This is a genomic window from Pseudomonas sp. Q2-TVG4-2 (assembly GCF_013620795.1).
Taxonomy (GTDB): domain Bacteria; phylum Pseudomonadota; class Gammaproteobacteria; order Pseudomonadales; family Pseudomonadaceae; genus Stutzerimonas.
In genome coordinates, this window is the sequence record NZ_LGLW01000001.1 from 683,429 (window position 1) to 708,953 (window position 25,525).

The 25,525-nt window shown below is 61.2% G+C and carries 30 protein-coding genes; 14 read left to right on the forward strand and 16 right to left on the reverse strand.

Annotated elements, in window-relative coordinates; translation table 11 throughout:
• The first annotated feature begins 190 nt into the window (after nucleotides 1-190).
• Nucleotides 191-568 (forward strand): histone-like nucleoid-structuring protein MvaT, encoded by a 378-nt coding sequence (mvaT, locus tag H3028_RS03385; protein ID WP_181295661.1) that lies wholly within the window; start codon nucleotides 191-193, stop codon nucleotides 566-568.
• A 94-nt stretch (nucleotides 569-662) separates the two neighbouring features.
• Here the strand turns inward: mvaT and sbcB are convergent, their stop codons facing one another.
• The 4 genes from sbcB to H3028_RS03405 all read right to left on the reverse strand — a co-directional run bounded on the left by sbcB (nucleotide 663) and on the right by H3028_RS03405 (nucleotide 3,906).
• Nucleotides 663-2,090, reverse strand: a complete 1,428-nt coding sequence (sbcB, locus tag H3028_RS03390; protein ID WP_181295662.1) for an exodeoxyribonuclease I — start codon at nucleotides 2,088-2,090, stop codon at nucleotides 663-665.
• A 486-nt stretch (nucleotides 2,091-2,576) separates the two neighbouring features.
• Nucleotides 2,577-3,011 (reverse strand): PilZ domain-containing protein, encoded by a 435-nt coding sequence (locus H3028_RS03395; RefSeq protein ID WP_168423545.1) that lies wholly within the window; start codon nucleotides 3,009-3,011, stop codon nucleotides 2,577-2,579.
• A gap of 49 nt (nucleotides 3,012-3,060) precedes the next feature.
• Nucleotides 3,061-3,489, reverse strand: coding sequence for a DUF4124 domain-containing protein (locus tag H3028_RS03400; protein ID WP_181295663.1), 429 nt, complete (start codon nucleotides 3,487-3,489; stop codon nucleotides 3,061-3,063).
• Between the two features lie 39 nt (nucleotides 3,490-3,528).
• Nucleotides 3,529-3,906 (reverse strand): tol-pal system YbgF family protein, encoded by a 378-nt coding sequence (locus H3028_RS03405; protein ID WP_181295664.1) that lies wholly within the window; start codon nucleotides 3,904-3,906, stop codon nucleotides 3,529-3,531.
• Between the two features lie 173 nt (nucleotides 3,907-4,079).
• Between H3028_RS03405 and pyk the strand changes: the two genes are divergently transcribed.
• Nucleotides 4,080-5,531: a pyruvate kinase gene (gene pyk / locus H3028_RS03410; protein ID WP_181295665.1), complete on the forward strand. Its 1,452-nt coding sequence runs from the start codon at nucleotides 4,080-4,082 to the stop codon at nucleotides 5,529-5,531.
• 81 nt (nucleotides 5,532-5,612) lie between these two features.
• Here the strand turns inward: pyk and H3028_RS03415 are convergent, their stop codons facing one another.
• Together H3028_RS03415 and H3028_RS03420 are read right to left on the reverse strand one after the other, a co-directional pair.
• A complete protein-coding gene (locus H3028_RS03415) occupies nucleotides 5,613-6,554 on the reverse strand; it encodes an iron-sulfur-binding ferredoxin reductase (RefSeq protein WP_181295666.1) in 942 nt (313 codons plus the stop codon).
• Nucleotides 6,547-7,677 (reverse strand): diguanylate cyclase, encoded by a 1,131-nt coding sequence (locus tag H3028_RS03420; RefSeq protein WP_181295667.1) that lies wholly within the window; start codon nucleotides 7,675-7,677, stop codon nucleotides 6,547-6,549. The genes H3028_RS03415 and H3028_RS03420 overlap by 8 nt, the downstream gene beginning before the upstream one ends.
• Before the next feature lie 346 nt (nucleotides 7,678-8,023).
• Between H3028_RS03420 and H3028_RS03425 the strand changes: the two genes are divergently transcribed.
• Entirely contained in the window at nucleotides 8,024-9,547 is a 1,524-nt protein-coding gene (locus H3028_RS03425) for a fumarate hydratase (protein WP_181295668.1), read from the forward strand.
• A 114-nt stretch (nucleotides 9,548-9,661) separates the two neighbouring features.
• Here the strand turns inward: H3028_RS03425 and H3028_RS03430 are convergent, their stop codons facing one another.
• From H3028_RS03430 to H3028_RS03445, 4 genes are all read right to left on the reverse strand, one after another.
• The gene (locus tag H3028_RS03430; RefSeq protein WP_181295669.1) at nucleotides 9,662-9,883 is read right to left on the reverse strand and encodes a VF530 family DNA-binding protein; all 222 of its coding nucleotides are present in this window, start codon (nucleotides 9,881-9,883) and stop codon (nucleotides 9,662-9,664) included.
• An 85-nt stretch (nucleotides 9,884-9,968) separates the two neighbouring features.
• Nucleotides 9,969-10,550 carry a DJ-1/PfpI family protein gene (locus tag H3028_RS03435; RefSeq protein WP_181295670.1) on the reverse strand — a complete coding sequence of 194 codons (582 nt, stop codon included), beginning with the start codon at nucleotides 10,548-10,550 and terminating at the stop codon, nucleotides 9,969-9,971.
• Between the two features lie 52 nt (nucleotides 10,551-10,602).
• A complete protein-coding gene (locus tag H3028_RS03440; RefSeq protein WP_181295970.1) occupies nucleotides 10,603-11,763 on the reverse strand; it encodes a phosphatidylserine/phosphatidylglycerophosphate/cardiolipin synthase family protein in 1,161 nt (386 codons plus the stop codon).
• 217 nt (nucleotides 11,764-11,980) lie between these two features.
• Entirely contained in the window at nucleotides 11,981-12,886 is a 906-nt protein-coding gene (locus tag H3028_RS03445; RefSeq protein ID WP_181295671.1) for an acyl-CoA dehydrogenase, read from the reverse strand.
• A gap of 192 nt (nucleotides 12,887-13,078) precedes the next feature.
• On the opposite strand from H3028_RS03445, the gene olsB reads away from it, so the two are divergent.
• From olsB to H3028_RS03460, 3 genes are all read left to right on the forward strand, one after another.
• Nucleotides 13,079-13,825 (forward strand): L-ornithine N(alpha)-acyltransferase, encoded by a 747-nt coding sequence (gene olsB, locus H3028_RS03450; RefSeq protein ID WP_181295672.1) that lies wholly within the window; start codon nucleotides 13,079-13,081, stop codon nucleotides 13,823-13,825.
• The gene (locus H3028_RS03455) at nucleotides 13,826-14,593 is read left to right on the forward strand and encodes a 1-acyl-sn-glycerol-3-phosphate acyltransferase (protein WP_181295673.1); all 768 of its coding nucleotides are present in this window, start codon (nucleotides 13,826-13,828) and stop codon (nucleotides 14,591-14,593) included.
• A 317-nt stretch (nucleotides 14,594-14,910) separates the two neighbouring features.
• Nucleotides 14,911-15,510, forward strand: coding sequence for an ACP phosphodiesterase (locus H3028_RS03460; protein WP_181295674.1), 600 nt, complete (start codon nucleotides 14,911-14,913; stop codon nucleotides 15,508-15,510).
• Nucleotides 15,511-15,528: 18 nt separating this feature from the next.
• Here the strand turns inward: H3028_RS03460 and H3028_RS03465 are convergent, their stop codons facing one another.
• Nucleotides 15,529-15,981, reverse strand: coding sequence for a flavodoxin (locus tag H3028_RS03465; RefSeq protein WP_181295675.1), 453 nt, complete (start codon nucleotides 15,979-15,981; stop codon nucleotides 15,529-15,531).
• Nucleotides 15,982-16,226: 245 nt separating this feature from the next.
• Here H3028_RS03465 and H3028_RS03470 point away from each other — a divergent pair, with 245 nt between their 5' ends.
• The 3 genes from H3028_RS03470 to folX all read left to right on the forward strand — a co-directional run bounded on the left by H3028_RS03470 (nucleotide 16,227) and on the right by folX (nucleotide 18,134).
• A complete protein-coding gene (locus tag H3028_RS03470) occupies nucleotides 16,227-16,874 on the forward strand; it encodes a PilZ domain-containing protein (protein ID WP_181295676.1) in 648 nt (215 codons plus the stop codon).
• A 158-nt stretch (nucleotides 16,875-17,032) separates the two neighbouring features.
• The gene (folM, locus tag H3028_RS03475) at nucleotides 17,033-17,743 is read left to right on the forward strand and encodes a dihydromonapterin reductase (protein WP_181295677.1); all 711 of its coding nucleotides are present in this window, start codon (nucleotides 17,033-17,035) and stop codon (nucleotides 17,741-17,743) included.
• A 16-nt stretch (nucleotides 17,744-17,759) separates the two neighbouring features.
• Nucleotides 17,760-18,134 carry a dihydroneopterin triphosphate 2'-epimerase gene (gene folX / locus H3028_RS03480; protein ID WP_168423530.1) on the forward strand — a complete coding sequence of 125 codons (375 nt, stop codon included), beginning with the start codon at nucleotides 17,760-17,762 and terminating at the stop codon, nucleotides 18,132-18,134.
• A gap of 9 nt (nucleotides 18,135-18,143) precedes the next feature.
• Here the strand turns inward: folX and H3028_RS03485 are convergent, their stop codons facing one another.
• Nucleotides 18,144-18,515, reverse strand: coding sequence for a sensory rhodopsin transducer (locus tag H3028_RS03485; protein WP_181295678.1), 372 nt, complete (start codon nucleotides 18,513-18,515; stop codon nucleotides 18,144-18,146).
• Nucleotides 18,516-18,663: 148 nt separating this feature from the next.
• Between H3028_RS03485 and H3028_RS03490 the strand changes: the two genes are divergently transcribed.
• The 4 genes from H3028_RS03490 (at nucleotide 18,664) to H3028_RS03505 (ending at nucleotide 20,961) form a co-directional block, all read left to right on the forward strand.
• Nucleotides 18,664-18,957 carry a DUF1244 domain-containing protein gene (locus H3028_RS03490; protein ID WP_181295679.1) on the forward strand — a complete coding sequence of 98 codons (294 nt, stop codon included), beginning with the start codon at nucleotides 18,664-18,666 and terminating at the stop codon, nucleotides 18,955-18,957.
• The gene (locus tag H3028_RS03495; protein WP_181295680.1) at nucleotides 18,954-19,313 is read left to right on the forward strand and encodes a HopJ type III effector protein; all 360 of its coding nucleotides are present in this window, start codon (nucleotides 18,954-18,956) and stop codon (nucleotides 19,311-19,313) included. The genes H3028_RS03490 and H3028_RS03495 overlap by 4 nt, the downstream gene beginning before the upstream one ends.
• A gap of 222 nt (nucleotides 19,314-19,535) precedes the next feature.
• Entirely contained in the window at nucleotides 19,536-20,294 is a 759-nt protein-coding gene (cysZ, locus tag H3028_RS03500; RefSeq protein ID WP_181295681.1) for a sulfate transporter CysZ, read from the forward strand.
• Between the two features lie 55 nt (nucleotides 20,295-20,349).
• Nucleotides 20,350-20,961 carry a flavodoxin family protein gene (locus tag H3028_RS03505; protein ID WP_181295682.1) on the forward strand — a complete coding sequence of 204 codons (612 nt, stop codon included), beginning with the start codon at nucleotides 20,350-20,352 and terminating at the stop codon, nucleotides 20,959-20,961.
• Between the two features lie 114 nt (nucleotides 20,962-21,075).
• Here H3028_RS03505 and H3028_RS03510 read toward each other — a convergent pair whose 3' ends face one another.
• The 4 genes from H3028_RS03510 to H3028_RS03525 all read right to left on the reverse strand — a co-directional run bounded on the left by H3028_RS03510 (nucleotide 21,076) and on the right by H3028_RS03525 (nucleotide 24,077).
• Nucleotides 21,076-22,185, reverse strand: a complete 1,110-nt coding sequence (locus tag H3028_RS03510; RefSeq protein ID WP_181295683.1) for an NADH:flavin oxidoreductase — start codon at nucleotides 22,183-22,185, stop codon at nucleotides 21,076-21,078.
• 66 nt (nucleotides 22,186-22,251) lie between these two features.
• A complete protein-coding gene (locus tag H3028_RS03515; protein WP_181295971.1) occupies nucleotides 22,252-22,848 on the reverse strand; it encodes a TetR/AcrR family transcriptional regulator in 597 nt (198 codons plus the stop codon).
• Nucleotides 22,849-23,005: 157 nt separating this feature from the next.
• The gene (locus H3028_RS03520) at nucleotides 23,006-23,488 is read right to left on the reverse strand and encodes a glutathione peroxidase (RefSeq protein ID WP_181295684.1); all 483 of its coding nucleotides are present in this window, start codon (nucleotides 23,486-23,488) and stop codon (nucleotides 23,006-23,008) included.
• Between the two features lie 103 nt (nucleotides 23,489-23,591).
• The gene (locus tag H3028_RS03525) at nucleotides 23,592-24,077 is read right to left on the reverse strand and encodes a peptidylprolyl isomerase (RefSeq protein ID WP_181295685.1); all 486 of its coding nucleotides are present in this window, start codon (nucleotides 24,075-24,077) and stop codon (nucleotides 23,592-23,594) included.
• A gap of 236 nt (nucleotides 24,078-24,313) precedes the next feature.
• Between H3028_RS03525 and H3028_RS03530 the strand changes: the two genes are divergently transcribed.
• Complete coding sequence (locus H3028_RS03530; RefSeq protein ID WP_181295686.1) at nucleotides 24,314-25,501, forward strand: acetate kinase; 1,188 nt, start codon at nucleotides 24,314-24,316, stop codon at nucleotides 25,499-25,501.
• Nucleotides 25,502-25,525 lie beyond the last annotated feature (24 nt).

Genomic DNA, 25,525 nt, shown 5'->3' on the forward strand with positions numbered 1-25,525 from the left:
TAAACAGCGTGAGTCTCGCCAAAACGCTTATCTCCTTCATCTGCCGGCTGATGAACTAACTGAACGACATTAGCAGTCAAACGAAAGCCGGAGAAAACCCACTAATCTTTATTCAAGTGATATTTACTTGTGCATTGCGCCTGTCTATGATTGCTAACACATGCGTTCAAACCTATACCAAGGAAGTGATATGTCGCTGATCAACGAATACCGCGCCACTGAAGAAGCTATCAAGGAACTCCAGGAACGCCTGAAGTCTCTTTCTGCAGACGATAAGCTGAAAAAGGAGCTTGAGTTCGAAGGCAAACTGCGCGAGCTGATGGGCGAATACCAGAAGTCGCTCCGCGATATCATTGCTCTGCTCGATCCGGATGCCAGAAATAGCAAAGCACAGCGCACCGCGAAGGCGCCGGCCGCCACCAAGCGTGCCCGTCGCGTAAAGCAATACAAGAACCCGCACAACGGTGAAGTGATTGAAACCAAAGGTGGCAATCACAAAACTCTGAAAGAGTGGAAAGCACAGTGGGGTTCCGACGAAGTTGAAAGCTGGGCCACCCTGCTCGGTTAATTTATCGCTTTACTCCTGAAGCCATCTGATGTGCCATGCCATGCCATGCCAGGCCTGGCGCATCAGATGGCTTTTTCGTAACTTCTGATTAACCTCAGCGAATGTAGCGTCGACGCAATTCGCGTGCATGCTCGGCCCATTGCTGCAGTAGCTGCACCTGTTTCAGGTTGGCTGATTCCAAGAGCACCTGCAAACTGCCCTCGAACTGCGTCAGGGTGTTTGGCGCGCCAAACTCGGGGGAAGTCAAACGCTGCCGACAGAACTCCGCCCATTGCAGCTGTTCTGCTGCCGAAAGGCATTCGGGGAAATTGCGTGCACGGTAACGAAAATGAAGTTCAGGTAGACGGGCATCATCAAAGGGAGGCTTCCCGGCCGAACTTTGCGATGGCACATGATTCCTGACCTGTTCGCACAGGCTCCGGTCCCGCTCACCCAGAAAACCTTCGTAAAGTTGCTGTTCCGGGTCTGCCAAGCCGGAAAACGCCTGCTCCTCGTATATATCGGCAAGTTTCACGCTCCACTCTGCCTGCCGACTGCGTAGGTCACGGGCCCTTGACTCGCAGCATTGAATATCCAGCCCCAGCCGATCGATATCCGATTTGCGCAAGACACTCATTGGCGCCAGTACAGGGCAGCGATTGACATGCACCAGCTTCAGCGGCGTCGGAAGCTTCTCGCCGAGGTCCTCCCGGCGGGTATACAGCCGCTCGCGAAGATCCTCAGCCGCTTCCTCCCATAAGGGCGAGCACTCGGCGTTAAGGTCGCAAACGATCAGTGCGTTACGGTTGCGAGGATGCCAGGCCAACGGCAGTACGACTGATAGGTAATGCCGGGCGGCGGAGAAGCGTCCGGAGATATGCACCATCGGTTTCAGCAGCTCGATCTGTTCGACAACGGCGTTCTTGCGGCGCAGTTTGTACAGATAGTCATAGAGCTTCGGCTGGCGTTCTCGTATCAACCGAGCCAGGGCGATGGTCGCCCGAACGTCCGACAAGGCATCGTGCGCTTGCAGATGCTCAAGGCCGTTGGCCACACTGAGGCGCTCCAGCTTGAGCGATACCCGACCGTCTTCTTCTGGCCAGACTAGCCCTTCGGGACGCAGCGCATAAGCGGTGCGTACCAGATCGATGAGGTCCCAGCGGCTGTTGCCGCCCTGCCACTCGCGCGCATAGGGGTCGAAAAAGTTGCGATACAGGCTGTAGCGCAGCACCTCATCATCGAAACGCAGAGTGTTGTAGCCGGCGCTACAGGTACCCGGTTGCGCCAGCTCCTGATGCAGCCGGGCGATGAACTCGGCTTCGCACAGTCCCTTCTCCATCAAAGTCGCCGGCGTGATGCCGGTCACCAGGCATGCGGCTGGATGCGGCAGGATGTCATCACTGAGGCGGCAGTAGATATTCAGCGGCTCGCCAATTTCCTCCAACGCCTCGTTGGTGCGGATCCCGGCGACCTGCAGCGGCCGGTCGCAACGCGGGGAAATACCAGTGGTTTCAAAGTCATACCAGAAGATGCTGGATGTCACGGGAGCCTCTCTTTGGGTCTTCAGGCACCAGTCTAGCGCGCCGGAGCAATTGAGGACCGGATAGCCTGCTCGCTCTGTGCAACAGGCCCACGCGAAGGCGATCATCCGAGTGTTCGGTTTTACTATTTGGATTCGAGCAGGTTCTGGCCGATAGACGTACGATGCTTTCATAGCAGTCATAACCGGCCGCCGGGGAATCATGGTCAGCGGATCGAATCTGGCACCGGCCTGATCCGCGCTCGAGCCGAGCCGAGCTGGCCTTTATGCCTCGTGCCTCGTGCGCTGGCGTTGCCTTGGATCTGCTGATGCTTGGCGCTGCCGTTTATTTTCGCGCTGGGCAAGCTCGCTACAGGCGCGGGCGCTCCGCTGCTGTTTTTCGCGACTATCTGACCTATGAGGAAGGCGGTGGGGTGGCAAGCGGCCGCCTATGTAACGAAACGGCGGTGCTATAAAAGATGGCCCGAAACAGTGCCGGCACCGGGCCGTTCAGGTCCCGTGACAACGATCCTCATCGGTGGCCCTGCTGGGCGGCGCATCGCTGAGCGGCAGACGAGCCGGAGGAATACTGAGCAAGGGGCGAAAACTGAAGTAATGGCGCAACGCGTCAATCATATCCCGGATTTCGCTGGGTGCTGTATCCAGCACGAAGCCGGAGTCGAAGCTGCCGGGGGTGACATCCTCACGCGACCAGCGGCAGATCGCACTGAAGTCGATGTAACGCAGCTGGCCGTGCTGGCCGGGAATCTTCAGGCGCATCTCGAAACGCGCGTCGGTCATCATCGGATAGGGACTGATGAGCATCAGCCCGGTCTCCGATAGGTTGCCGATGAAACCCAATGGCTTATCGGTGAACCGGTTGAAAACATTGAGGTAATACGGCAGCTGGTGCCGCTGGATACTGCGTTGATTGAGCATGTTCATTGATTCCGGGCCTGTCGCCAGTTTGATGGCTGCGACCGTTGCCGGTCGCTCAGCTGCAGTTTTGACTGATACGACTGGCCAACTGCCGCCGCGCCGCCCCTATTTCCTCATCACTGTAGTAGACCCGCCCACCATTTGCATCGGCACGAAAGTAGCGCCCGCCACGGGACAGACGCGACAATTCTTGGCGCAACTCACGACACCTCTGCTCGCGCTTGACATGCTGTTCGCTAGCCGCCTGATTGGCTGCCTGCTGTTCTTGCCGACGGGCCTCGAAGAAACGTTCGGTGCGCGCCTCTCGTTCGCGAGTCGCGTCGTCGCGCTCGATAACCTGTGGCCGGACCTCGACCTGCTCGGCACCGGGACGCGGCCGCGAGTCAAAATGCACATTTCCCTGGGAATCGACCCAGCGGTAAATCTCCGCTATTGCCAGCGGCGAGGTCAACAAGGCTATAAAGAGTATCGGTGCGACGCGCATGGGGTCCTTCCCGTCCGGTCATCAACGACCGGCTTTGCTTCAGGGTGTGACGGCGTGGGTAACCACCCGCTCCTCCGGCTGATAGTGCCCCAACTGACGCAACGTCTCTAGCCTGGCGCGACCACGAAAGGCATATTCACTGGCTGGATAACGAGCCTGAATAAAGCGATAGGTCTGCGCCGCATCGACGAACAGTCCCTGACGCTCCAGACACTGACCACGCAACAACGATATTTCCGGCTGGACATTGTCGCGTGGCCGGCTGCGGCGCTCGGCCTGAGATAGCTCGAGCATCACCCCGTCGCAGTCGTCGGCCTGGTAATGCCGGTAGGCGGCGTCCAGGTGACGGTCGAGTGCAGTTCTGCTGCTACAGCCTACGCTGAGGATGGCCAGAAAAAGAATGACAAGGGTGCGCATGGGTAGATCCTCCGATACCGGCTTATCGACTACGGTCGTAAAAACTGCAGCCCATTCGCCGCACGGACGGCAACTCGTCCCCTTCGAGCCGCGCCAAAGAGTAGTGCAGGCCAACGATGACTACAGCCGCACGGCATAGTAGCCTCCAGACCATTCTGAAAAAGGAGCATTGAATGATCTCGCGCCGTACCAAAATCGTCGCCACCCTGGGGCCTGCCAGCAGTTCGCCGGACGTGCTGGAGAAAATGATTCTGGCCGGGCTCGATGTAGCGCGCCTGAATTTTTCCCACGGAGCACCGGACGAGCACCGCGCCCGGGCCCAGCTGGTACGGGACATTGCCGCGAAGCATGGCCGCTTCGTCGCGTTATTGGGCGACCTGCAGGGACCGAAGATCCGTATCGCCAAATTCAGCAACAAGCGTATTGACCTGGCCGAAGGCGATCACTTCCGCTTCTCCGTCACCCATCCGCGCGATGCCGGTACGCAAGAAGTGGTGGGCATCGATTATCCGGACCTGATCAAGGACTGCAGCGTGGGCGATGAGCTGCTGCTCGACGATGGCCGCGTGGTCATGCGCGTCGACAGCACCACGGCCGATGAGCTGCATTGCACCGTATTGATCGGCGGGCCGCTGTCGGACAACAAAGGCATCAATCGCCGTGGCGGCGGCCTGACCGCGCCGGCGCTGACCGCCAAGGACAAGGCTGACATCAAGCTGGCCGCCGAAATGGACCTGGACTACCTTGCCGTCTCCTTCCCGCGCGATGCGGCCGATATGGAACTGGCCCGCCGCCTGCGCGACGAAGCTGGCTCCAGCGCCTGGCTGATCGCCAAGATCGAGCGTGCCGAAGCGGTAGCCGATGACGAAGCGCTTGATGGCCTGATCCGCGCCAGCGATGGCGTGATGGTCGCGCGTGGCGACCTGGGTGTGGAAATCGGCGATGCCGAACTTGTGGGCATCCAGAAGAAGATTATTCTTCACGCCCGCCGCAACAACAAGGTGGTGATCACCGCGACCCAGATGATGGAGTCGATGATCCAGAATCCCATGCCGACCCGCGCCGAGGTGTCCGATGTAGCCAACGCCGTTCTGGACTACACCGATGCGGTTATGCTGTCGGCCGAGAGCGCCGCTGGCGAGTATCCGATCGAGGCAATCAAGGCGATGGCGCGCGTTTGCGTCGGCGCCGAGAAGCATCCCACCAGCATCAAGTCCGGTCACCGCCTCGGCCAGCGTTTCGAGCGCAGCGACGAGAGCACGGCGCTGGCGGCGATGTACACCGCCAACCACTTCCCCGGCGTGAAGGCGATCATCAGCCTGACCGAGAGCGGCTATACCCCGCTGATCATGTCGCGCATCCGCTCGTCGGTACCCATCTTCGCGTATTCGCCCCATCGCGAGACCCAGGCACGGGTCGCCATGTTCCGCGGCGTGCAGACCATCCCATTCGACCCGGCCTCGCTGCCCGCCGACAAGGTTAGCCAAGCGGCGGTGGATGAGCTGCTCAAGCGCAACATCGTCAACATCGGCGACTGGGTGATCCTGACCAAGGGCGATACCTATCACGGCACCGGTGGCACCAACACCATGAAGATCCTACGCGTTGGCGATTCGCTGACCTGATAGCCGGAGGCATGGCCTGCGTCGGGCCATGCCTTCCGAACGGTCGGTCCCTTCTACCGACCCGGCGCGTCCTGCGCCTCGTCAGGCTCCAGTATCGCGCGCCACGAAGACGTCGCTCAGTATCTGCCCCCGGGGTATACCTGCCAGGAACAGGCGCTTGACGCAGTCATCGACGAAGGCGCCCGATCCACAGACCAGGGCGAATTCCTGACGCGACACTATCCGTAGCGATTGCAGGCGATTTTGCATCTGGTGCCGGTCGATCAATTCCACACTCAGGTTTGCGTACAAGCCGGCGACATGCTCCAGCGGCGCTTGCAGGTAGGGCTCGCCTCGACTGAAATGCAACAGCCGAATCGGCCCAGTGTGCCCCTGCCGCAACGCTTCTCGCAGAACGCTCCAGAGCGGCGCGAGCCCGGTGCCGGCAGCCAACAACGATAACGGCCGCCCCTGCCACTCGGGTTCGTAATGTAAGGCACCACCATGCAGCGGTCCGAGACGCAGGCTATCGCCGATGATCAACTCGCGCGCTGCCTTGCTGAAGGCACCGGGCCGGGAACAATCGAGGTGGAACTCGAGCCAGGCCTCTTCGACCGGCAAGCTCGCCAGCGAATATGGCCGCGCGACGCCCCCGTCGCTCCATAACAGCACGTGCTGGCCGGCGCGATAGCGCAAAGGCCGCTCGGGCATCAGCCGCAATCGCAATATTTCTTCGCCGAGCCAGTCGAGCGCCTCCACCCGCGCCGGCAGCCCCTCTCGCTCGGGATCGAATACCGCAACGCGGAGATCTTCGGTCACTCGGCATTGACAGGCGAGCCTCCAGCCCTGCATCCGCCGGCCCCCTTCGAGTGCCTCTGGCCGAGCGTCCTGCGGCTCACCCTCCAAGCACCGCACCAGACAGGCATGACAGCTGCCCGCTCGGCAGCTGTAAGGCACGTTCAGGCCTGCGCCGTTGAGCGCATCGAGCAGATTGCTGCCCTCGCCCACCGTCCAGGACCGAGCCCCATGGGTGATTTCAGGCATCGGCCATCGCCCAGCTCGCCTCACAGCGATTGCGCCCACTGTCCTTGGCCCGATACAGCGCCTCGTCGGCACGCTGCAGGGACTCGTCCAGCCCATCGCCGGCATTTAGCAGCGTCAGGCCAACCGATAAGCTGAGATGCCCCGCCTGCAGCTGCACATCCAGCGGCTGTGAGTTAGCGAACGCCTCACGCAGCCGCTCGCAACAGGCGCTGAATTGCTCGGCGTCGGTGTGCGGCAACAGCAGCACGAATTCCTCACCGCCATAGCGCGCAAGAATATCGCCGTCGCGCAGACATGACCGAGCCACCGAAGCGAAGGCCTGCAACACTCGGTCACCCGTGGCGTGACCGTGCAGGTCGTTGATCCGCTTGAAATGATCGAGGTCGATCAGGGCAAGGCCGGACTGATGCCCCGCCCGCAGCCGACTCAGTTCCGCCTCGGCCCGCCGGAGAAAATATCGACGGTTGTACAAGCCGGTCAGCTCATCGGTGGAGGCCAGATCTTCCAGTTGCCGCATCATTCCGCGCAGCGTTTCCTGATGCGCCTGCAGCGCGAAACGCCGCTGCCGCATGCGTTGGCGCAGCCTGTAGACGTACCCGACAAACAGACACATCCAGATCAGGGTGACTAGCAACACGCCGGTCTGCAGCAGCGCGGCCTGCGGATCGGCCAGATGGCCTTCGTGCGCATCGAACAGCGACATGCCGACGAAGCTGAGCAGCGCCAGCACGGCGTAGCGGGCAAAGATTTTCGGCGGAAGGAATACCGCAAACATTAGCACCAGCACATAAAGCACCAGCAACGAGCCGCGGTTATCACCCAGATTGAACAGAAAGAAGGTCAACCAGACCAACGCCACCAGCACCTGCGGCTCGGTCAGGCTGGGATCGCGAAAGCGCAGGTTATAGCCCCGATAGAAGATACCGAAGAACACCAACTGGCAGGCCAGAATCATCACCGAACCGATTACTGCGGTGTCCAGCGACGCCTGGTAAAAGCCACCGGCAACCGTGACCCAGGTCAGCAACAAGGCGAGACCGTACGTTCCGGCAGCCATGCCAAAACGCTTGATTACCAACTGCTGAAGCGCCTGCTGATCGCTCTCATCACGAGTCATGCGCATGGAATCCATCCCATAGTGGCAATTCGACGCACTTTACGCCGACCTTCGAAAAAAGCCCATAAGCAGCCATGTCGGCGTGACCGCAACACTTCGGCAGGCTCGATGGCAATCGCTTTGTCACCTTCCGCCAACTTGTCTTCGCTCGCGTTGCGTCTGTGCGAACCCGGCGGATCGATCCGTTCCCCAAGGGCTGAGCCGCGTCTGTTTTCTATCTGCATCCCTTCACCTATGGTCCGTCTGTGTCCACTGCGTCACGGCGGGTTATACTGCCGCGCCTTTTTAACCTGAGCGCGTCGGTTGCCTTCTCGGCGCGCCTTGTCTCCGCCCCGCCAAGAGGACGCGCTGCATGACCGTGATCAAGCAAGACGACCTGATACAAAGCGTTGCAGACGCTTTGCAGTTCATCTCCTATTACCACCCCGTCGACTTCATTCAGGCAATGCACGAAGCCTACCTACGCGAAGAATCGCCGGCAGCGCGTGATTCCATGGCGCAGATCCTGATCAATTCGCGGATGTGCGCAACCGGTCATCGCCCGATCTGCCAGGACACCGGCATCGTCACTGTATTCGTGCGCGTGGGCATGGACGTACGCTGGGACGGCGCGACCATGAGTCTGGACGACATGATTAACGAAGGCGTTCGCCGTGCCTACAACCTGCCGGAAAACGTCCTGCGTGCTTCGATCCTGGCCGACCCCGCCGGTTCCCGCAAAAACACCAAAGACAACACCCCAGCGGTCATCCACTACTCCATCGTCCCCGGCGACAAGGTGGAAGTGGACGTGGCAGCCAAGGGCGGCGGCTCGGAAAACAAGTCGAAGATGGCCATGCTCAACCCGTCCGATTCCATCGTCGACTGGGTGCTCAAGACTGTGCCGACCATGGGCGCTGGCTGGTGCCCGCCGGGCATGCTCGGCATCGGCATTGGCGGTACCGCCGAGAAGGCTGCGGTGATGGCCAAGGAAGTGCTGATGGAGTCCATCGACATTCATGAACTGAAGGCCCGCGGCCCGCAGAACCGCATCGAAGAGCTGCGCCTGGAGCTGTTCGAGAAGGTCAACCAGCTGGGTATCGGCGCGCAGGGCCTGGGCGGCCTGACCACCGTGCTGGACGTGAAGATCATGGATTACCCGACCCATGCCGCCTCGCTGCCGGTGTGCATGATCCCCAACTGCGCCGCCACCCGCCACGCACACTTCGTGCTGGACGGCTCCGGCCCTGCCGAGCTAACCCCGCCGCCGTTGGATGCCTACCCGGAAATCGTCTGGGAAGCCGGCCCGAGCGCGCGCCGCGTCAACCTCGACACCATCACCCCGGAAGACGTGCAGAGCTGGAAACCGGGCGAAACCGTTCTGCTCAACGGCAAGATGCTCACCGGCCGCGACGCCGCGCACAAGCGCATGGTCGACATGCTGAACAAGGGCGAAGAGCTGCCGGTGGACCTCAAAGGCCGCTTCATCTACTACGTCGGCCCGGTCGATCCGGTCGGTGACGAAGTGGTCGGTCCGGCTGGTCCGACTACCGCCACCCGCATGGACAAGTTCACTCGGCAGATCCTAGAAAGCACTGGCCTGCTGGGCATGATCGGCAAGTCCGAGCGCGGCCCGATCGCTATCGACGCGATCAAGGACAACAAGGCCGTCTATTTGATGGCCGTCGGCGGCGCCGCCTACCTGGTCGCCCAGGCGATCAAGAAGTCTAAGGTGCTAGCCTTCGCCGAGCTCGGCATGGAAGCCATCTACGAGTTCGAAGTGAAGGACATGCCAGTCACCGTCGCGGTGGATGCCAACGGCGAGTCGGTGCACATCACCGGTCCGGCGATCTGGCAGAAGAAGATCGCCGACAGCCTGGCGGTCGAAGTGCAGTAACCGGCTGTTGAACGACAAAGCCCGGCTCAGTGCCGGGCTTTTTTTATTGCGCTCTATGCAACTCTCAAGGGTCCATCGAGCATCCCGTGTCGTCACGGCGCGATGTATCGCTCTTCAAGCCTTCGAGCGGCACAGCTGGACGAACAGTTGCTCTACCTTCGCCCGCGCCCAGGGCGTCTTGCGCAGGAATGTCAGGCTCGATTTGATGCTCGGATCGCTCTTGAAACAACGGATATCGACCCGCTCGGCCAGGCCGTCCCAACCATAGTGCGCCTGGAGCGCGACAAGAATCGACTCCAGCGTCATGCCATGTAGCGGGTCTTTGGCTTGGGTCATGGTGGTCTCGGCGGCTGGACGTCAGCAGTGATTGATGGGATGAAAAAGGCCCACCGAAAGGTGGGCCTTCGAGCGGAGCGCTATATTACAGGCTGATGCGCGTACCGAGCAGCTCCAAAAATGCCGCCAACCAGGCAGGATGGGCTGGCCACGCCGGGGCGGTGACCAGGTTGCCCTGGGTATGCGCCTGGTCGACCGGGATGTCGACGAACTCACCGCCTGCCAGCTTCACTTCCGGCGCGCAGGCGGGATACGCGCTGCAGGCGCGCCCTTTGAGTACACCCGCAGCGGCGAGCAGCTGAGCACCGTGACAAACCGCGGCAATCGGCTTCTTCGCCTCATCAAAGGCGCGCACCAAGTTGCACACTTGTTCGTTCAGGCGCAGGTATTCCGGCGCTCGGCCGCCTGGAACGACCAGACCATCGTAATCTTCGGCACGCACTGCTGCGAAATCGAAATTCAGCGCGAAATTGTGGCCAGGTTTCTCGCTGTAGGTCTGATCGCCCTCGAAGTCATGGATCGCGGTGCGCACCGTGTCGCCCGCCTTCTTGTCCGGGCAAACGGCGTGCACCGTGTGACCCACCATCTGCAGCGCCTGGAACGGCACCATGGTTTCGTAATCTTCGACGTAATCGCCGATCAGCATCAGGATTTTCTTCGCAGCCATCGAAACACACTCCCAGTCAGTGGATGGTCCACGGCCGATCAGCCAGCGCCGGTCAGCCGCTTCGGTTGAATATATTGATCACCAGTCGATCGAGCAGGCCCCACATACGCTGATACATGCGCTGATGCAGTGGCCGGGCGTGCCATTGCTGCAGATCGATCTCGAGACTCTGCAAAAAGTCTCGCTCGAAACACTCTGCTACAGCGGTGCTGAACGAGCTGTCCAGTGCCTCAAGATTGGCTTCGAGGTTCCAGCGCAGGTTCCAATGATCGAAATTGCAGGAACCCACACTCACCCAGTCGTCGACCAGCACCATTTTCAGGTGCAAGAAGTGTGGCTGATATTCGTGAATACGCACGCCGGCCCGTAGCAGTCTCGGATAGTAGCGCTGTCCCGCGTAGCGCACCGAGGGATGATCGGTGTTGCGGCTGGTCAGAAGCAGCCGCACCTCGACGCCACGCCTTGCCGCACGCATCAGTTCCCGGCGGACCCTGCCGGTGGGCAGAAAATAAGGCGTTGCCAGCCAGATCCGCCGCTCCGCACGCTGCAGATTTCTCAACAGGCTGTGCAGGATGTCGCGATGCTGTCGCGCCGCCGAATAGGCGACCCGTCCCAGCCCGTCGCCCGCATCTGGATTGGCTGGAATCTTCGGTAGCCGCTGTGGCAGTGGCAACTGCCAGATACGACGCTTCAGGCACAGCGCCCATTGGGCGTCGAATAGCCGCCGCCAGTCCTCCATCAACGGCCCTGTGATTTCCACCATCGCTTCGTGCCAGTACTCGTCCGGCTTGTCTGGGTTCCAGAACTCGTCTGTGGCACCTGCACCGCCGACAAAGCAGCACGCATCGTCCACCAGTATCAGTTTCCGGTGGTCGCGGTGCAGGTTGCGAAATTTCAGCCGGAGCTTCAGCGGGTTGTACTGACGCAGCTCGACGTCGGCGTCGGCCAAGCGCTGGCGCGCCTTCTGACCCAACCTCAAACAGCCGAACCCATCGAACAGACAGCGCACTCGCACGCCCCGCTTGGCAGCGGCCGCCAGCGTATCAATAAGACGATCCGCACATTGACCGTCCTCGACCAGATAGAGCTCGACGTCCACACGCCGCTCGGCCGCCTCGATGCATTGCAGGATTCTTGGAAAGAATGCCGGGCCGTCGATCAGCAACCGAAAGCGATTACCGTCTCGCCAAGGGAACACCTCCCCCGCGAGCATCACGGTAAGCGCCTCCGAGCAGCCGGCGCTGCGCTCAGGGTGCAGATTTCGATACAGCGGATAGACATTGAACTCCCTGTCCTGACGAGTACTCGGTGGCGTGATTCTTGAAAACGGCACTAACCCTCTGTGGGTGACTGCCGGTGCCGTTGCGACACGCCTGTTATAGGTCCCGTACGACGGCACAGAGTTCCCGTGCCGATCCTCCGTGTTGCGCTCAGGGACGCAATCCTTCGTCCGGGCTCAGGCCAAACACATCGGCGGCCCTGGTCTGCCGCGTGAGACGGGCACTGCGCGCCAGCTGCAACACACCACGGTCACGTTGCCATAGGCACATCCATGATTCGGGGCCGCTGGCCAGCGCCGCATCCAGATCGTTTTCCAAGGCTTCGAACTGCTGATTGAGCGAAGCCAGCAGCAGGTGCGTGGCCGCTTCTGCCGGCGGTAATCGCGAAACCTCCGCCGCCCCACCCAGCACACCCAGCAGCAGAAGCTGCAATCGCTGCGGCCAGCCGCAGTCCAGCCCCACCCCGTAGAGCCAACTGGCAAGCGCCGTCAGGACATACAGATCCTCCAGGGTGCGGAAGGGCTTGACGTAGTCGTCCCAGCCATCGCCGGCCAAACGCCGACAGGGCGCCTGTTCCAGACGCAGGCGACCATGCGCGATGTCCGGGATCAACGGTAACCGCTGGCCTTCTTCAATGTGCACGCCGCGCTCGCCGCAGCCAACCACACAGATGCTCAGCCTGGGGCGGTCATTCGCAGCCTCGTCGCGTGCCGGCACCAATAACCAGGCCGCCGCAGCGCCGGCAATGACGAAGTCCTTGCTGCCGGTAATTGTCAGCTCTTCCACCCGGGTCTGCATATCGGCCGGGCGCAGTTTGCGGTTCTCGGTGGCACATAGCGCGCCGAGCCCCCCGGGCGCGGCGGGCCAGAGCCGACGTAGCGCAGACTGATACCCCGCCAGAAACGCAAGCCCAGGTGTCGCCGCCAGACGCCCACCAAGCACGGCCAGCTCGAAGGATCCGCTCGCGCAACGCGACAGCAGCTCGGCGAACCAGTCGTCCAGCGCAGCGGGGGCAGGCAGGCGTTGCAACGGACCAAGCAACTCATGCCAGGACATGGATCGATCTCCTATGGATTTGCGAAGAGTTGGGCAATGGCACCCGCCGTCATCCAAGCATCACCGATCCGTAACAGAGGTGACACCGCCGCTGCCTAGCCTGAGCCGGCATCACTGATTGACGGAACGCCAACCATAACAATCAAGCGCTCCGAATGCATTGCCACGCCAAGGCTGACCAGGAGACAGAGCATGACCACCATCGCTTTTCCTCGCATTACGCGGCGCCTGCGGGCGGAACGCCTGTACGGGCAAACCGCGCTGCACGAAGCCCAGGCGTTGCGCTACCGGGTTTTCAGCAGCGAATTCGACGCTCGGCTGGAAGGCGCTGAAGCCGGCCTGGACCGCGACGAATTCGACGCGCACTGCAGCCACATCGGCGTGCGTGATCTCGACAGCGGCGAGCTTGTGGCTACCACGCGCCTGCTGGATAACCGGGCGGCGCTTCGGCTCGGGCGCTTTTACAGCGAAGGGGAATTCAGCCTGCACGGTCTGACGGAGCTGGACGCGCCGATTCTGGAAATTGGTCGCACGTGTGTGCATCCGGCCTACCGCAACGGGGCGACCATCTCCGTACTATGGGGCGAGCTGGCGGAAGCGCTGAACCAGGGCGGTTATCGCTACCTGATGGGCTGCGCCAGCATTCCCATGCGCGACGGTGGCGTTCAGGCCCAAGCCATCATGCAGCGACTGCGCGAGCGATACCTTCGCACCGAACTGCTGCATGCCAATCCGAGAACGCCGCTACCTGTGCTGGAATTACCAGAGAACGTGATTGCGGAAACGCCACCGCTGCTCAAGGCCTACCTGCGGCTTGGCGCAAAGATCTGCGGCGAGCCCTGCTGGGACCCTGATTTTCAGGTCGCCGATGTCTTCATTCTGCTCAAACGAGACGAGCTCTGCCCACGCTACGCAAGGCACTTCAAGGCTGCCGTCTGAATGGGCAGGCTGCGGCTCTACGGGCGGGTGCTCCGGCTGGGCGGGGTGCTCGCGCTTGGCCTGTCATTGGCGAGCGGGTTGAAGCTCCAGTCGCTGCTCGGGCTGGGCCCGTCGCCCGCGATGCGCCATCGGCTCTGCCGCTGGTTTCTGGAACGATTGGCCGCCGCGCTGCCGTTCGAGACTCGACTGATCGGCACCCGACCCGCCCAGCCGATGCTATGGCTCGCCAACCACCTGTCCTGGACCGACATTCCGCTGCTCGGAATGCTGCAACCTATGGCTTTTCTGGCGAAATCCGAAGTGCGCCAGTGGCCGCTGCTCGGCTGGCTCGCCGCCGAGGCCGGCACCCAGTTCATCCGACGAGGCAGCGGTGACAATGGTGCGCTAAACCGGCTGCTGAGCGCCGAGCTGCAGCAGGGCCGCAGCCTCCTGATATTTCCCGAAGGCACCACGTCCAACGGTGCGACCCTAGGTACCTTTCATTCCCGATTACTGTCGTGTGCGATCGAGACCGGCACTCCGATCCAGCCGGTAGCAATCCGCTACCTGCGCGACGGCCAGGTTGACCCCATCGCCCCTTTCATCGGTGAGGATGATCTGCCCTCGCATCTGTTCAGGCTGCTGAAGGCTGACGTTGCGGTAGTGGAAATACAGCTGCTTCCGCCCATCGGCAGCCGCGACATGGCGCGCAACCAACTCTGCCGCACCTGCCACGCCGCGATCGCCGAGGCGCTGTACGGCAATCCCTCGGTGAGCGCTGCGGCCTGATGCAAGCCGAACGCAAGGAAACGCTGCTAGACCTGTTCCCGTTTCGCTGCGAGCCGCGTTGCTGCGCCAAATGGCGCCAGGCCGGATGGCGTTCCGCGAGGCATGGGACGTCGATAATGGTCGCTCCCTTACCAAGTCCCGCAACGAACGTGGCGCCATTTATCGCGCAACCTGAAGGGCCGGGCCAGTTTTTGCGCGATACTGCGTTTCTCGTCGCTTTTTTGGAACGACCAAACTGCGCGACTCGCGCCTTGTCTCGCGCAATATTGGCTCCGTCGCGGCCGCGACGAAACGGGAACAGACCCTAAGCTCGTCACATGAACTATCTTGCACATCTCCATCTCGGCGGCGCGCAGCCTGGCGCGCTACTCGGCAGCCTCTACGGCGATTTCGTCAAGGGCCCACTGGGCGGCCGTTGGCCCGCCGACATCGAAGCCGGCATTCGCCTGCATCGCCAGATCGACGCGTTCACTGACAGCCACCCACTGGTGCTACAGGCCAAACAGCGTTTCCCCCGCGAGCGGCGACGTTACGCAGGCATCTTGATCGACCTGTTTTTCGATCATTGCCTGGCCGCGCATTGGCACGAGTATGCCGACGAACCTTTGCAGGATTTCACCGCCCGGGTGTATCAGGTGCTGCGTGAGGAACCCGAGCTGCCCGCCAAGCTGGCGCTGATCGTGCCACGCATGGCCGCTCAGGACTGGCTAGGCAGCTATCGGGAGTTCGCCGTCATGGAACAAGTCGTGGCTGGCATGAGCCGCCGGCTCTCTCGCCCGGAAGGGCTGGCGGGCGGTGTCGCCGAACTGGAACGGCTGTATGTGCCGCTCCAGCAGGATTTCCGCGAGTTCTACCCGCAGCTGCAGGCTTTCGCCCTAGGCGGCAACGGTCCGAGAGTCGACGGTCGGCTGGCGTAAACCGCGCCGCGCCTTCGCTCAGCCCCGCAGGGCTGACGCGAAGCGTTCCAGCCAGGGCTCGGCGTCAGTTTCGGGGGTGACCGTTTCACTCGCATCGAGACGCAGCATGTCCTGTACTTCGCGCACGCCGAGTTCGGCAAACAGCTCACGGACCAGTTCACCGGCACCGCAGAACGTGTCGCCATAGCTGGCGTCGCCCAGCGCGATGACGCCGCCTGGCAAGCCTTGCCAGTCCGGAAACTGATCGCGGATGGCTGAATACAGCGGGACGAAGTTATCCGGCAGCTCACCCATGCCAGTAGTGGCAGTCACGACCAGCAGCGCTTGCGGCGCAAACTCGATGACCTGGGCGAGTTGCGCGCGCGGGTCATGCCAGGTATCGAAGCCGGCCGTCTTCAGCACAGTGGCGGCATGGCGGGCGACGTCTTCGGCTGTGCCGTAGACCGTACCGGAGAGAATGGCAACTTTCATGGTGAACTCCGTTGCGAAATGAAGCGGACCATTATGCCGCATTGGGCGCATCGTCCTCGCGTGGGCAGTTCTACACTGGCAGAAGTGAGCGCTGCGACGTGGGAGCAGGGAATTACGCAGCATCAGCGTTGTCGCAAAGGCGAGCCAGACAGCGGATCTCAGGGGGGGGCATCCCCTCGAAGAGCGCACCGGAGCGACGAAGGCATGGGCAGGCCTGTCCTGCTGCCCTTGAGAGGGAAATCGAGATGCCGAAGAAAACTGTTCTCACCAGCGCCGAGCTGGCATATATAAACGAGCTCGTGAGCGGCTCGCCGGTCGAGCCGGGGGAAACGCGGGCCGGCTTTAAACTGGACGGCGGTGATAAAGCCAATGCGCTGCTGTTGCAACTGGCCGCAAAAGCCAACCTGACACTCGAAGCCGAGCTCGACGACTATTGCATGTCGTTCCCGCTCCAGCTGAACCAGGACGAGTTCCATACGATCCAGTTGCAACTCGCACCGCCGACAATCTATGAACGCGGACCGGTGCTCCGGGCCTGGCGCCTGCATCTCGATGAACCGCTGCCGCTGCTCTCCAACGACGGCAACGAGACAGCGTTGAGCGTCCATGAACTATCCCCCAATGGCCTGTTGGTAGACCCCGGTCCTAAGCACAAGGCGCCCAAACATCTTCACCTGCGCCTGGCGCTCCCGGGCGAGGCCTCACTCGAAGTCGACGCGCACCGGGTCCGCGATACCGAAGACGGAATGACCGCCTACGAGGTCGAATATCCACAGGACAAAGATGCCGAACGCATCCGCTCGTATCTGTATGAGCAGCATCAACGACTACACCCAGAGCTTCAGCCAGAGCTCCCCGACGAGGTGCTCGCCGACGCACCCGAGCGCTCCTAGCCACATAATTTGCTCAGCTTGTCGCAAGCCAAGCGAAAGCCATGACGCGCTGTGACCCGTAAGTGCCGTGGCGGGTACCTGGTGTAAGCTGGCAGGCCACGTATTCCGGCCTCAGATGAGCCGTGTACGACATTCAACCTTCGATTTCCTGTGAATCCATGACCGAGCCAACGGCCCCGATCCTGATTACCGGCGCCAGCCAGCGCATTGGCTTGCATTGCGCCGAGCGCCTGCTTGATGACGGGCAGCCCGTGATCATCAGCTACCGCACACCGCGAGCAAGCCTCGATCGGCTGCGCGAGCGAGGTGCCGTGACGTTGCCGGCGGACTTTTCCGGCGCTCCCGGCATTCATGCCTTTATCGCTGCATTGAAACAGCAGACCCGCACGCTGCGCGCGATTGTCCACAACGCATCGGACTGGCATATCGAGACACCGGGACAAGAAGCCGAAGTGTTCCAGCGTATGTTCGAGGTACACATGCTCGCGCCCTACCTGATCAACCTTCATTGCGCCGAGCTGCTGCAACACGGTGGCCCGGCGGACATCATCCACATCGGTGACGATGTCACCCGTGTCGGCAGCAAAAAGCACATCGCCTATGCCGCCAGCAAAGCCGGGCTGGACAATCTCACGCTTTCATTTGCGGCTCGTCTGGCGCCGGCCATCAAGGTCAACGGCATAGCCCCGGCCCTGATACAGTTCAACGAAGGCGACGATGACGAATATCGACGCAAGGCGCTGGCGAAATCCTCGCTGGGTATCGAACCCGGCGCTGAAGTGGTCTACCAGAGTCTGCGCTATCTGCTGGATAATCCCTATGTCACCGGCACCACGCTGGCCGTCAATGGTGGCCGTCACCTGATTTGATACGCGAAGGAATCCCATGCCCCGATTGGAACCCGCTATGGCGCGCATCCGCGTCAAAGACCTGCGACTACGTACCTTCATCGGCATCAAGGAAGAGGAAATTCTCAACAGGCAGGATGTGTTGATCAATCTGACGATGCTCTATCCCGCAGCCGACGCCGTGCGCGACAACGACATCGAGCATGCGCTGAACTACCGCACCATCACCAAGGCGATCATCCAGCACGTCGAAGACAATCGCTTCGCCCTTCTCGAGCGGCTCACCCAGGAGATCCTCGACCTGGTCATGGCGCATCCGCAAGTACGCTACGCCGAAGTCGAAGTCGACAAGCCCCACGCCCTGCGCTTCGCCGAATCGGTGTCGATCACCCTGGCCGCGCACCGCGACTGAATCGCTCCATCAGTCTCTGCCGTAGGCCAGGGTGGTCATCAGCGCCCGATCGCCGCTGCGGGCATCAAGTCGGGTGTGCTGGATAACCACCGGCACGCTGGAGACGAACACGCTGGCGTAATCAGTCTCGCGCGGCACCGCCTTCGGGGTGTTCAGGTCATCGAAACGAAGATGCAGGGTTCGCCGTGCAGGTACCCGTATTTCGTATGGGCCGACCGGCTCGCGATCAGCGAAGTACAACGTCAGCTCGATTTCCGCCTCCAGCGGTCCGGTATTGAGAATGCAGGCCGTCTCGTGGCTGCGCAGCGCTGGTTCGTCGGGCTTCGGCCCCAGCGCGGGCAGATAGCCTTCGGCAATTACCCAATGTCTTTTTCCGATCACATCCCGTCTCCTCGGCTGCGGACGACCGGTTGGCCATCCCTTTCAGCGGAGACGGGCAAGCGCGATAAAGTTCCCCGCCGCCATCTGGCTCAGGGCACGCGTCAAGGTTATGATCCCGCCCACGTCTGCAACGCCGAGACCCAGCAAAATGAATGATCAAGAACGCACCGAACTCGAAGCCGCCGCCTTTCGCCGCCTGGTCCAGCATCTGCGCAGTCGCCCGGACGCGCAGAACATCGACCTGATGAACCTGGCCGGCTTCTGCCGCAACTGCCTGTCGAAGTGGTACAAGGCTGCCGCCGATGACCTGGATATTGAAGTCAGCATCGACGAAGCTCGCGAAGAGGTCTATGGCATGCCCTACACCGAATGGAAAAAGCGCTACCAGAAGGACGCAACGCCAGAGCAACAGGCCACCTTCGACAAGAGTCAGAAGCCATGACCGATCTCAGGGATTTTCGCGCCAGCTTGCGCAACCGTAACCATCACTTCAGCGAGACATTGGCGTTCATCGCCAGCGCCTATGACTATCAGCCAAGCCGCTTCTTCAATGGCAACGTAGAAAATGCCGCCGGAGAAAACGAAGGCTCGTGTAAGGCGCTCGGGCTGGCCGTACTGGAAGGATTCACCACCGAGGAGGCGCTACTGGCGTTCGGTGAACATTATCAATCGGTCCTGGAGAATCCCAGCGGAACCGACCATCGCAACATCCGCGCCCTGATGGAAACGGGGCTGCCGGGTGTGCGCTTCGATCAGCAGCCGTTGCGGCGCAAACCGATCAATTTCGACGAGAAATAAAAAGAGGGCCTGCCAGGCACTTGGGGAAGGCTTGATAGCGGACGGCCCTAAACCAAAGAGGCGTTTTCCAGGCCAAGTCCGATCATCTGGCGCAACGTTGGCCATTGCGAAGTCTCGATTGCCTGGATAGGCGATCCCTATCGGGCAATTCTGGCAGTCGCCGGGCTTTTCCCACCGCAACAAAGCCGGTAAGGTCCGGACCGGTTTCCTTCGAGTATGCCTATGCCCATCGCTGCCCTTTCCGGCCCGCAGTACCTGCGTGAAGGTCTGAAGCTTATCCTGAGCCCAGGTTTACGACTGTTCGTCATCTTGCCGCTGACGGTAAACCTGCTGCTGTTCAGCGGGCTCGTCTACCTCGCCCTGCGTCAGTTTGGTGGGTGGGTCGATGCCTTCATGCCGAGCCTGCCCGAGTGGCTGACGTTTCTGGAATATATCCTCTGGCCGCTGTTCGTGATCTTGGTGGTGTTGATGGTGTTTTTCACCTTCACCATGCTCGCTAACATCATCGCCGCTCCGTTCAACGGCTTTCTTGCCGAGAAGGTCGAAACGGTCGCGCGGGGCGAGGACAGCTCGCCACCGTTCAGCTGGGCCGAATTGCTGGCGATGCTGCCACGCACCATCGGCCGTGAGGCGCGCAAGCTGGCCTATTTCGCACCGCGGGCGCTGGCATTGCTGATTCTGAGCTTCATCCCAGTGGCCAACCTTTTCGCCGCGCCGCTGTGGCTGTTGTTCGGCGTCTGGATGATGGCGGTGCAATACATCGATTATCCAGCGGACAACAACAAGATGAGCTGGGCCGAGATGATGGTCTGGTTGCGTCAACGGCGCTGGAAGAGCCTGAGTTTCGGTGCGGTGACTTACGCCGCGCTACTCATACCGGTGCTGAACTTGCTGATCATGCCGGCGGCGGTGGCTGGCGCAACCCTGTTCTGGGTGCGCGAAGGCGGCAGGAAGTATCCGGTGCCCGTCGCCGACCAGTGAACTGCGAACCACAGGGGTGTCTAGATTTGAACACCCTTGGTTCAGGAGTCCCGCAATGGCGCTTTCCGCCCTGGCTATCAACTGCACGCTCAAACCATCCTCCAACGCCTCTTCCTGCGGTCTGCTGCTGAGCCAGGCTGAACGTGAGCTGGAAAAGCTCGGAGTCACCTGCGAGCAGATACGCGCCGTGGATTTCAACATTAAACCGGGCGTGACGTCTGATGAGGGAGCGGGCGACGACTGGCCGGCGATCCGTGAAAAGATCCTCGCGGCCGATATTTTGTTGCTGGGCACGCCCATCTGGCTGGGACACCCATCCAGTATCTGTCAGCGGGTGCTTGAGCGACTCGATGCATTTCTCGGCGAAGTGGACGACCAGCAGCGGATGGTCTCCTACGGTCGGATTGCGTGCGTAGCCGTGGTTGGCAATGAGGATGGCGCCCACCATGTGGTGGCCGAGCTCTATCAGGGGCTGAATGACGTAGGTTTCACCATTCCCGCCAATGGCTGTACCTACTGGGTCGGGCAGGCGATGGGCTCGATCGACTACAAGGACGTGGACGATCCCGGCGAGAAGATCGCCAAGACCAACGCGATGCTGGCACGCAACGCGGTGCATCTGGCGACACTGCTCAAGCAGTCCGGCTACCCCGGCGCGTCGGAGTAGCGCCCGGGATAGGCGATGCCATGCCGCGCTTCACCAGGCTTGCAGACCCATCCCGCAACAGCGAGTCGAGCAGTGAGCCGACCGTCGTTACCGGATGGATGCTTACAAACCCGATCAAGCCAGAGTCTTCAGCGCCTCGCGGCTGAACGGCAGAATATCCTGCATGCGCCCTTCGCGGACTTTCAGTGCCCAGTCGGGATCGCAGATCAGGGCGCGCCCCACCGCGACCAAGTCGAACTCCTCCTTGTTCAGGCGCTCAAGCAGGCCTTCGATATTGGCCGGCTGCGCCACCTTGTCGGTCTTGACCATGAACTGAAGGAATTCGCCATCCAGGCCTACGCTGCCGACGGTAATCGTCGGTTTGCCGGTCAGCTGGCGGGTCCAGCCCGCCAGATTGAGGTCCGAGCCTTCGAACTCCGACTCCCAGAAACGGCGCGTCGAGCAATGAAAGATGTCTACACCCGCCGCCGACAGCGGCGCGAGAAACTCACCCAGCGCTTCCGGTGTGGCCACCAGGCGTGCGGTGTAGTCCTGCTGCTTCCACTGCGAGAAGCGGAAGATGATCGGGAAGTTCGGGCCCACCGCTGCCCGCACGGTCTCGATCAGCTCGATCGCGAAGCGTGAGCGATTGGCCAGGCTGCCACCGTATTCATCGGTGCGCTGATTGCTGCCCTCCCAGAAGAACTGGTCGATCAGATAACCATGAGCGCCATGGATCTCGACGCCATCCATGCCAATGGCCTTGGCATCGACAGCGGCCTGGGCAAACGCGGTGGTCACGTCCTGGATATCCTGCTTGGTCATACCATGCACGACGACCTGGCCGTCCTTGCACTTCTCCATCGGCCCGTATCCCACCACCTCCGGCTCCGGCTCGGTGCCCTTGCGGCGCACGTTGCCTACGTGCCAGAGCTGCGGAACGATCTTTCCGCCTGCGCCATGTACGGCCTCGACCACAGCCTTCCAGCCAGCCAGAGCGTCCTCACCGTAAAAGCGTGGCACTTGCGGATAGCCATTGGCGGCCTCGTGACCCACCGTAGTGCCCTCTGTAATGATCAACCCGACGCCTGAAGCGGCACGCCGGCGGTAGTACTCGACGACGTCTGCGGTTGGCACACCCTTCGGAGAGAAGGAACGGGTCATCGGCGCCATTACCACACGCGTCGGCAGTTGCAGGCTGCCGAGCTGGAAAGGCTGAAACAGGGCGTTTACGGCTGCGGTCATGGTTGTCTCCTTTGTTGATCATGGATGTTAAAGCGACCGGTCATCTCACCGCTCGCCACAAAAGAATCAGCGAAGCGTCAGTAGACGCTCCAGCTGGGTCAGGAAAACGTCCAGCGGCACGACACTGCGGCCCACTTTCATGCGCAGCAGGGCACCCTCCCAGGCATTGCCGATGAACTCGGCAAGCGCCTGGCAATCGGTAGTCGGATCGATTTCACCGGCATCCTGAGCTTGCTCGAGACACGCAGCCAGCACCTCGACGGAACGCAGCAGAATGACCTCAACCCGGCGCCCGATCGGTTGCGACAGCTCGGCCATCTCGAAACTGAGGCTGCCAATGAAACAGTGATATTCCGGGCACGCCTGGCGAGCGAAATGAGCGACCAGCTCAGCGTAATGACCGAGGATTCGCTCACGCGGGCTCAACGCTGTATTGGCAAGCGCAGCCTGGTCGCGCTCCAAACGTGGCGTATAGAGATGGTCCAGCGCCTGCAGGGCGAAATCTTCCTTGCTGGCGAAGTAGTGATAGAAGGATCCCTTGGGGATGCCAGCGGCCTGGACGATTTCCAGCACGCCGGTGCCGTGATAACCACGACGGGTCATCACCTGCGCGCCTTTGGCCAGGATCAGTTCGCGCTTGTCGATTCGAGCTCGGCTGTTCATGAAACCGAGCATATGACCGGTCGTCTCGTGCGAACAGCACCATCCATGGCGCTTATGGCGTCGCCATGATTCAGCAATAACAAGTGCGACAGGGTGTGAGGTGGTCGGTAAGAAACAGACGCAGCGGCAGATACCGCTGCGCAACGCGAGGTGGGCGTCAGGCGAGTGCGCTTTCGATCGCCTGGATCAACGCCGGATCATCCGGAGCAGTCCGAGGTGAGAAGCGCGCCAGTACGCGACCGTCCTTGTCGACGAGAAACTTCTCGAAGTTCCAGGTGATGTCACCGGGAAAATCAGCCCCTTCGCCTGCCAACAGACGGTACAGCGGATGACGTTGCGGGCCGTTGACCTCGAGCTTGCCACTCAGCGGAAAAGTGATGCCATAGTTCTCGTTGCAGAACTGCAGAATCTCCGCGTCGCTGCCGGGCTCCTGCGCGGCGAACTGATTGCATGGAATGCCAAGCACTCCGAAGCCACGATCCTGATAACGCTGATGCAGTGTTTGCAGGCCCGCATACTGAGGGGTCAACCCGCATTCGGACGCCACATTGACCACCAGCGTCAGCTGATTTCTCAGCGCCGCAAGGGGCAGCTCCTGGCCAGCGAGGCCGGGTAGAACCAACTCGTGGAACGCGCTCATTCTCTCTTCTCCAGAGGGTAAAAAAGCGCTCCGGTATTACCGAAGCGCTTCCATCGGCCGATCATCTCGATCGAGCCTTGCCACCCGCCTTGCGGCGAGCGAATCAGTGCTGGTGGCCACCTTCGCCATGGACGTGGCCATGAGCGACTTCTTCTTCGCTGGCATCACGTACGTCGACGATCTTGACCTCGAAGTTCAGACGCTGGCCGGCCAGCGGATGGTTGCCGTCGACAATCACGTCATCACCTTCAACGTCACGGATGGTGACGATCTGCATGCCACCGTCCGGACCGGACGCGTGGAACTGCATACCTACTTCTAGCTCGTCGACACCCTCGAACATGGTGCGATTGAGAGTAGCGACCAGCTCCGGGCTGTACTCGCCGTAGGCATCTTGCGGCTCGATGGCGACCTTCACTTCATCACCGCCCTGCTTGCCTTCCAGGGCTCTTTCCAACCCGGCGATGATGTTGCCTGCACCGTGCAGGTAGACCAGCGGCGCGCCGCCGGCCGAGCTGTCGATCACCTCACCGGCGTCGTTGGTGAGTGTGTAGTCGATTGACACAGCCTTGTTCGCGGCAATTTGCATGAGGCAAAACCTTTGCTGGGGAATGTGATGCCAAAGTTTAACCGCGAGCTCCGCCGATTGCGAACCGAGCCCAGATAAACGGGGTCGACCTCAGACTTGACAAACTTCCGTAGCCTCTGCCTGGGACGGTGCCATGTACAACCTTTGGAGAACATCGGTTCTCCATGGCCTATGCCAGAATCCGGAGCGCAATCTAGTGATGTATTCCAACAATATAAGCGTCCCGAGGAGCACCGATGTCGGCTCGAAACATCCTGGTGATTAACTGCGGCAGTTCGTCGATCAAATTCGCCCTGGTCAACGAAACGCAAGCGGCCTTCCCACTGCAAGGTCTGGCTGAACGTCTCGGCAGCCCCGAAGCCGTACTTCATTGGCAGCTAGGCGACGCCAAACAAAGCCTGGATATCCCTGGTGCCGATCATCGCGCCGCGCTGGAGCGCTTGCTCCCCCTCGCGCAGGAGGCCGCTGGCGGCAAACTCGATGGTATCGGCCACCGGGTGGTCCATGGCGGCGAGCATTTCACCGGTTCCAGCCTGATCGACGAAGATGTGCTCAAGGCGATTCGCGACAGTGCACAGCTGGCACCGCTGCACAACCCAGCCAATCTGGTCGGCATCGATGCCGCGATCGCCCTGTTCCCCGGCCTGCCGCAGGTGAGCGTGTTCGACACGGCTTTCCACCAGACAATGCCCGAACATGCATTCCGCTACGCCGTGCCAGAATTTCTCTATAAGGAGCACAGCGTCCGCCGCTACGGCTTCCACGGCACCAGCCATAACTATGTAAGCAAGCGCGCCGCCGAAATGACCGGTCTTGCAGTCGATGACAGCTGCTGGCTTACCGCGCATCTGGGCAATGGCTGCTCGACCTGCGCCATCGTCAATGGAGAAAGCCGGGACACCAGCATGGGCCTCACCCCGCTGGAAGGCCTGGTAATGGGCACGCGCAGCGGCGATGTCGACCCTAACCTGCACAGCTACCTCAACCGAACCCTGGGCTGGAGCCTCGAGCAGATCGATCGCGTCCTCAACCACGACAGCGGTCTGAAGGGCCTGTCGGGGCTGTCCAACGACATGCGTACCCTCTACGAGGCACGCGTTGCTGGCCATCCGGGCGCCAATCTGGCCTTTGAGGTGTTCTGCTATCGCCTGGCGAAATCGCTGGCGGGCATGGCCTGCGCCTTGCCGAAGCTCGACGGTCTGATCTTTACCGGCGGCATTGGTGAGAACTCGGTAGCGGTCCGCAGCCGCACGCTGGAACACCTGAAGCTCTTCAAGTTCGAGCTCGACGAAGAAGCCAACGCACGCTGCACCCGCGGCGTCGGCGGGGAAATCCAGGCGGCAGGCAGCCCCCGTGTCCTGGTAGTGCCCACCAATGAAGAGCGACAGATCGCGCTGGATACGCTGGCATTGCTTGACGCCTGACAACGCCCCGACCCGAATGCGCAT

What these genes read in the sequence shown, in the direction of transcription:
- folX (WP_168423530.1), top strand. Translation starts at nt 17,760, where the DNA reads ATGCCCCGATTGGAACCCGCTATGGCGCGCATCCGCGTCAAAGACCTG.
- H3028_RS03505 (WP_181295682.1), top strand. Translation starts at nt 20,350, where the DNA reads ATGGCGCTTTCCGCCCTGGCTATCAACTGCACGCTCAAACCATCCTCC.
- H3028_RS03510 (WP_181295683.1), bottom strand. Translation starts at nt 22,185, where the DNA reads ATGACCGCAGCCGTAAACGCCCTGTTTCAGCCTTTCCAGCTCGGCAGC.
- H3028_RS03465 (WP_181295675.1), bottom strand. Translation starts at nt 15,981, where the DNA reads ATGAAAGTTGCCATTCTCTCCGGTACGGTCTACGGCACAGCCGAAGAC.
- H3028_RS03495 (WP_181295680.1), top strand. Translation starts at nt 18,954, where the DNA reads ATGACCGATCTCAGGGATTTTCGCGCCAGCTTGCGCAACCGTAACCAT.
- pyk (WP_181295665.1), top strand. Translation starts at nt 4,080, where the DNA reads ATGATCTCGCGCCGTACCAAAATCGTCGCCACCCTGGGGCCTGCCAGC.
- H3028_RS03440 (WP_181295970.1), bottom strand. Translation starts at nt 11,763, where the DNA reads ATGCTCGCGGGGGAGGTGTTCCCTTGGCGAGACGGTAATCGCTTTCGG.
- H3028_RS03425 (WP_181295668.1), top strand. Translation starts at nt 8,024, where the DNA reads ATGACCGTGATCAAGCAAGACGACCTGATACAAAGCGTTGCAGACGCT.
- H3028_RS03445 (WP_181295671.1), bottom strand. Translation starts at nt 12,886, where the DNA reads ATGTCCTGGCATGAGTTGCTTGGTCCGTTGCAACGCCTGCCTGCCCCC.
- H3028_RS03415 (WP_181295666.1), bottom strand. Translation starts at nt 6,554, where the DNA reads ATGCCTGAAATCACCCATGGGGCTCGGTCCTGGACGGTGGGCGAGGGC.
- H3028_RS03400 (WP_181295663.1), bottom strand. Translation starts at nt 3,489, where the DNA reads ATGCGCGTCGCACCGATACTCTTTATAGCCTTGTTGACCTCGCCGCTG.
- H3028_RS03460 (WP_181295674.1), top strand. Translation starts at nt 14,911, where the DNA reads ATGAACTATCTTGCACATCTCCATCTCGGCGGCGCGCAGCCTGGCGCG.
- cysZ (WP_181295681.1), top strand. Translation starts at nt 19,536, where the DNA reads ATGCCCATCGCTGCCCTTTCCGGCCCGCAGTACCTGCGTGAAGGTCTG.
- H3028_RS03490 (WP_181295679.1), top strand. Translation starts at nt 18,664, where the DNA reads ATGAATGATCAAGAACGCACCGAACTCGAAGCCGCCGCCTTTCGCCGC.
- mvaT (WP_181295661.1), top strand. Translation starts at nt 191, where the DNA reads ATGTCGCTGATCAACGAATACCGCGCCACTGAAGAAGCTATCAAGGAA.
- folM (WP_181295677.1), top strand. Translation starts at nt 17,033, where the DNA reads ATGACCGAGCCAACGGCCCCGATCCTGATTACCGGCGCCAGCCAGCGC.
- H3028_RS03470 (WP_181295676.1), top strand. Translation starts at nt 16,227, where the DNA reads ATGCCGAAGAAAACTGTTCTCACCAGCGCCGAGCTGGCATATATAAAC.
- H3028_RS03530 (WP_181295686.1), top strand. Translation starts at nt 24,314, where the DNA reads ATGTCGGCTCGAAACATCCTGGTGATTAACTGCGGCAGTTCGTCGATC.
- H3028_RS03455 (WP_181295673.1), top strand. Translation starts at nt 13,826, where the DNA reads ATGGGCAGGCTGCGGCTCTACGGGCGGGTGCTCCGGCTGGGCGGGGTG.
- olsB (WP_181295672.1), top strand. Translation starts at nt 13,079, where the DNA reads ATGACCACCATCGCTTTTCCTCGCATTACGCGGCGCCTGCGGGCGGAA.
- H3028_RS03395 (WP_168423545.1), bottom strand. Translation starts at nt 3,011, where the DNA reads ATGAACATGCTCAATCAACGCAGTATCCAGCGGCACCAGCTGCCGTAT.
- H3028_RS03435 (WP_181295670.1), bottom strand. Translation starts at nt 10,550, where the DNA reads ATGGCTGCGAAGAAAATCCTGATGCTGATCGGCGATTACGTCGAAGAT.
- H3028_RS03405 (WP_181295664.1), bottom strand. Translation starts at nt 3,906, where the DNA reads ATGCGCACCCTTGTCATTCTTTTTCTGGCCATCCTCAGCGTAGGCTGT.
- H3028_RS03430 (WP_181295669.1), bottom strand. Translation starts at nt 9,883, where the DNA reads ATGACCCAAGCCAAAGACCCGCTACATGGCATGACGCTGGAGTCGATT.
- H3028_RS03515 (WP_181295971.1), bottom strand. Translation starts at nt 22,848, where the DNA reads ATGAACAGCCGAGCTCGAATCGACAAGCGCGAACTGATCCTGGCCAAA.
- H3028_RS03520 (WP_181295684.1), bottom strand. Translation starts at nt 23,488, where the DNA reads ATGAGCGCGTTCCACGAGTTGGTTCTACCCGGCCTCGCTGGCCAGGAG.
- H3028_RS03420 (WP_181295667.1), bottom strand. Translation starts at nt 7,677, where the DNA reads ATGCGCATGACTCGTGATGAGAGCGATCAGCAGGCGCTTCAGCAGTTG.
- H3028_RS03525 (WP_181295685.1), bottom strand. Translation starts at nt 24,077, where the DNA reads ATGCAAATTGCCGCGAACAAGGCTGTGTCAATCGACTACACACTCACC.